Source organism: Candidatus Parvarchaeota archaeon, assembly GCA_016866895.1.
Lineage (GTDB): Archaea > Micrarchaeota > Micrarchaeia > Anstonellales > VGKX01 > VGKX01.
In genome coordinates this window covers 1-3,245 of the sequence record VGKX01000144.1, presented here as the reverse complement: position 1 = coordinate 3,245, position 3,245 = coordinate 1, and the positions used below count along the sequence as shown (strand labels likewise).

At 49.6% G+C, this 3,245-nt stretch carries 3 protein-coding genes; 2 read left to right on the top strand and 1 reads right to left on the bottom strand.

Annotated elements, in window-relative coordinates; all coding sequences use genetic code 11:
* The first annotated feature begins 55 nt into the window (after nt 1-55).
* Nucleotides 56-850 (top strand): 5'/3'-nucleotidase SurE, encoded by a 795-nt coding sequence (gene surE / locus FJZ26_05135; GenBank protein MBM3229790.1) that lies wholly within the window; start codon nt 56-58, stop codon nt 848-850.
* Nucleotides 851-1,049: 199 nt separating this feature from the next.
* Here the strand turns inward: surE and FJZ26_05130 are convergent, their stop codons facing one another.
* Complete coding sequence (locus tag FJZ26_05130) at nt 1,050-2,276, bottom strand: NADP-dependent malic enzyme (protein MBM3229789.1); 1,227 nt, start codon at nt 2,274-2,276, stop codon at nt 1,050-1,052.
* A 136-nt stretch (nt 2,277-2,412) separates the two neighbouring features.
* Between FJZ26_05130 and FJZ26_05125 the strand changes: the two genes are divergently transcribed.
* Entirely contained in the window at nt 2,413-3,090 is a 678-nt protein-coding gene (locus tag FJZ26_05125; GenBank protein MBM3229788.1) for a TIGR00266 family protein, read from the top strand.
* The last annotated feature ends 155 nt before the right edge of the window (nt 3,091-3,245 follow it).

Below are 3,245 nucleotides of genomic sequence, written 5' to 3'. Positions count from 1 at the left end.
GGGTAACGCCCTAGCATATGCCCAATGAAGTCAGCGCTTCGGGCAAGGTGATTATTTGATTCTCATTTCAAACGATGACGGGCTTTCTAAGGGGCTGCTGCTTCTGATTGAGGCGGCACTTGAAAACGATTCTGATGTTGTGGCAATAGTGCCTTCGCGCCAGCAGTCGGCAACTTCAAAAAAAATAACCTACCACAAGCCCTTGAGTGTCAGGCAGGTGGACTTTCACGGCCACAGCGTGACTCTGATTGACGGCACGCCTGCAGATGCCATAACCTTTGCGATAAACAGGAGGGGGTTTTTGAAAAAAAAACCTGCTTTGGCAGTCACTGGAATCAACTCCGGCTACAATGTTTCCATACACTCAATACTTTCCTCGGGCACCATAGGGGCGGCAGTTGAGGCGGCAACTTATGGAGTCCCAGCAATAGCATTTTCTGCAATGTCAAACGTGAAAAACTGGGCAAGCGGAAACGCCTGGCCACAGCCTGACTCAACAAAAAAATGGGCAAGCTACTTCATTAAAGAGGCCCTGGAAAACGGGCTGCCCGAAGGGTGCGATGTGCTCAATGTGAATTTCCCGACTAACTCAAAGAAGGCAAGGGTGGAGGTCTGCAGGCCGCAAATGCAGCACTTTGTGATAAAGATAAGGGAAGAGAAGCACAAGTATGGATTGAACGATTACAAGATAACCGGGGCGCGGCTTGCAAAGGCAAGGCGGGGGAATGATGTCACCAGGCTTGTGAAAGGAAGTGTTGTGCTCACGCCGATTTCAATCTCGCTTGTTGAAAAGGGCGCCATGGCCGATATTGAAAGGCGCCATGGGGGAAAGCGGCTTGGCGGGATTTGAAAGGCCCGAAAGGCAGTGAACGGATTTTCCAGTGGCGAGGCGAAATGTCTAATTTCAAAACCAAACAGGAAAAGAATTTGTGGTTTATTGTGATACAAAAATATTTAAGGCGAATTGGGGTCTGCAAATGGCTCGCAAAGCCGGAAAAGGAGTGGGGGGAAAGCACTGCAATAAAGCTATGCGTGTTGAAAAAAGCAGTCTAGCCCTTTATGTTTTCCTTGATTTTTTCCCTCAGCTCGCCCTCTGAAAGCTTGAGGTGCGCCGCGCCTTCTGTTTGCGCAAGGGTTGCAACTGCAAGTGCGACATTGAATGGCGCCATGGAATCAAAGGGCGTCGGCACAATGAACTCCCTGGACAGACTGCCTTCTGGAACCGAGTTTGCAATCGCATATGATGCGGCAAGCTTCATCCCGCTTGTTATCCTGCTTGCGCGCACGTCAAGTGCCCCCCTGAAAATGCCAGGAAAGCCAAGCACGTTGTTTATCTGGTTTGGCAAGTCAGACCTGCCTGTCGCATAAACAAAAGCCCCGGCCAGGCGTGCGTCCTCCAGCGAAATTTCGGGAATTGGATTTGCCAGTGCAAAAACAATTGGCTTTTCTGACATTGATTTTACCATATGCTGGTTTATTGAGCCTGGCACAGAGGCCCCAATGATGGCATCAGCGCCCTTGCATGCAGCCTCAAGTGTGCCCTGGACATCCTGCTTGTTTGTAATGGCTGCAAGCTGCGACTTGTGGGTGTCCAAATCCGCCCTTGATTTTGAAATGACTCCCTTGCTGTCGCAAACAATGATTTCATTCACGCCAGCGATTCCAAGCAATTTTGCTATTGCGCTTCCAGCCGCCCCCGCGCCGTTTATTACGACTTTTGCGGCCTCAAGTTTCTTGCCTGCGACTTTTAGCGAATTAATCAGTCCGGCAAGTGCGACAACTGCAGTCCCGTGCTGGTCGTCATGCATCACAGGTATGCCTAGCTTCTCCTCCAGTCTGCTTTCAATACCGTAGCACTTTGGATTTTCAATGTCCTCAAGGTTTATGCCGCCAAAAACAGGCGCTATTGCCTTTGCAGCCTGGACAAACTCATCCTCGCTTTTCACGTCAAGGCAGAGGGGAAACGCATCAACGCCCCCAAATCGCTTGAACAAAAGCGCCTTGCCCTCCATCACAGGCAGCGACGCGGCAGGCCCTATGTTCCCAAGCCCAAGCACCCGGCTTCCATCTGTAAGGATTGCAACAGAATTCCATTTCATTGTAAGGTCAAATGCAGCATCAGGGCTGGCTGCTATTTCCCTGCACACCTGGGCAACGCCAGGCGTGTATGCTAGGGAGAGCTGCCTGATGTTGTTGAGCTTTCCCTTGAGGGCGATTTTTATCTTTCCCTTTTGCTTTCTGTGCAGTTCAACTGCAAGCTGCCCTAGTTTTTCCATTTTCATAGTCTCCCTGTTTCACCTCGGCTATGCCAAGTTTCCCTTTGGCAATGCCAAGTAGACAAAACTATAGATTAACTTTGGCATGGCAAGTATTAAATAAACTAGAAATAAACTTAATGCAGTGGGTGATTATATGAAATCAAGGATTAATGGCACAACCATGCAGACTGTTTCCATTGAGCTTGAAGCAGGAGAAAGTGTCTATGCTGAAAGCGGCGCAATGGCTTGGATGTCAGACAACATCGATATGGTCAGTGAAATGAGAGGCGGGCTTGGGGCAGGGATTGGAAGGCTTTTTACAGGCGAATCGCTTTTCCTTGTCAATTTCACAGCGCAGGGCAACAGGGGATTTGTGACTTTTGCAAGCGACTTTCCAGGGAAAATCATGCAGTTCAACCTCAAGCAGGGAGAGAGCATCATATGCCAGAAGGATGCTTTTTTGCTTGCACAGCAGACAGTGCAGCTCAAGACAATGTTCAGGAAAAAGCTTGGGGTTGGACTGTTTGGCGGGGAAGGATTTATACTGCAGGAGATAAGCGGCCCGGGGACTGTGTTTGTTGCACTTGACGGGGAGATAACTGAGCTTGTGCTAAAGGCAGGCCAGAGGCTAAAAGTCGACACTGGCTGCATTGCCATGATGGAGCCATCAGTAAAATTTGACGTGCAGATGCAAAAAGGCGTGAAGAACATGCTATTTGGCGGAGAGGGGTTGTTTTTGGCAACAGTTGACGGCCCGGGCAAAGTGTGGCTTCAAAGCATGCCGGTTTCCAACCTTGCCGCAGCCGTTGCGGCATACATCCCGCGAGGATAAGCACTTGCTCAAAGAGACAGGAAATGCAAGGCTCTATAGGGCTGAAAGCCGTAAAGCGCAAAAGGAAAAAATGCAAGATGCTGGAATGCGAAAATTGTAAGGTAAAAAAGGACGATTGATGGGCATGGACAACGACTCAAAGCTGCTTGTCAGCA

Coding starts and splice junctions, on each gene's coding strand:
- FJZ26_05125 (MBM3229788.1), top strand. CDS start 2,413: ATGAAATCAAGGATTAATGGCACAACCATGCAGACTGTTTCCATTGAG.
- FJZ26_05130 (MBM3229789.1), bottom strand. CDS start 2,276: ATGGAAAAACTAGGGCAGCTTGCAGTTGAACTGCACAGAAAGCAAAAG.